Source organism: Micromonospora solifontis (genome assembly GCF_003725545.1).
In the GTDB taxonomy this organism is placed as follows: domain Bacteria; phylum Actinomycetota; class Actinomycetes; order Mycobacteriales; family Micromonosporaceae; genus Micromonospora; species Micromonospora solifontis.
This window is the reverse complement of record NZ_RJLN01000195.1, coordinates 1-1082: the sequence shown is the minus strand read 5'-3', so window position 1 is coordinate 1082 and position 1082 is coordinate 1. Positions and strand designations below refer to the sequence as shown.

Here is a 1082-nt window from a genome sequence, read left to right as displayed (position 1 = left end):
GCGGTCCGGCCGGCCGCCGCGCTCTGCTGCACCTGGGTACGGCAGCTGAACCCGTCGGCCAGGATGACGTCCCGGTCGTCGGCGTCGCGGACGGCGGGCAGCAGCACCCGTTCCGCGCACGCCTCGGACACCTCGTAGTGGCCCTGCTCGAAACCGAAGTTCCCGGCCAGCCCGCAGCACCCGGAGTCCAGGAACTCCGCGTCGACGCCGGCCGCGGCCAGGACGGCCTGATCCGCGGCGGTACCCAGGATCGCGTGGTGATGACAGTGGGTCTGGATCAGCGCGTGCGCCGGGACCCGCGGCGGCCGCCACCCCGGACTGTGCTCGTGCAACAACTCCGCCAGGGTGACGGTCTGTTCCCGCAGCCGCATGACGTCGTCATCGGCCGGGAACAACTCGCGGGCGTCACTGCGGAACACCGCCGTGCAACTCGGCTCCAACCCGACCACCCGGGTCCCGGCCCGCAGGTACGGACGCAGCACCTGCACGCTCCGCCGGAGCACCCGCTTGGCGACGCCGAGCTGCCCGGTGGAGATCCAGGTCAGGCCGCAACACACCGGCCGGTCCGGCACCCGTACCCGCCAACCGGCCGCCTCCAACACCTCCACCGCCGCCCGGGCCACACCCGGATGGAAGTGGTTGGTGAACGTGTCCGGCCACAACACCACCTCACCCCGGGAACCGTCCCCGCCGGGGGTCCGGCCGGCGAACCAGCGCTGGAACGACTCCCGCGCGAAGACCGGGACGTCGCGGCGCTGGTCGACCCCACCCATCGCCTTGGCCAGACGGCCCACGCCCGGCGCGTGCGCGAGCGCGTTGACCACCCGGGGCGTGAGACCCGCGACCGCGGCCATCGCCGGCAGCCAGCCCATCGAGTAATGCGCCCGCGGCCGCAACCGGCCCGCGTAGTGGTGCGACAGGAACTCCGCCTTGTACGTGGCCATGTCCACATTCACCGGACAGTCCGCCTTACAACCCTTGCACGCCAGACACAGGTCGAGCGCGTCCCGGACGGCGGTGGAGCGCCAGCCGTCGCCGATCGCGCCACCACGCGCGGTCCCGTCGAGCATCTCGAACAACAA

The 1082-nt window shown here is 72.5% G+C and carries 1 protein-coding gene; it reads right to left on the bottom strand.

What is annotated here, in order from left to right; translation table 11 throughout:
- Nucleotides 1–1082, bottom strand: a 1082-nt coding sequence (locus EFE23_RS27825; RefSeq protein WP_255421187.1) for a (Fe-S)-binding protein, incomplete at both ends; no start/stop codon positions are given.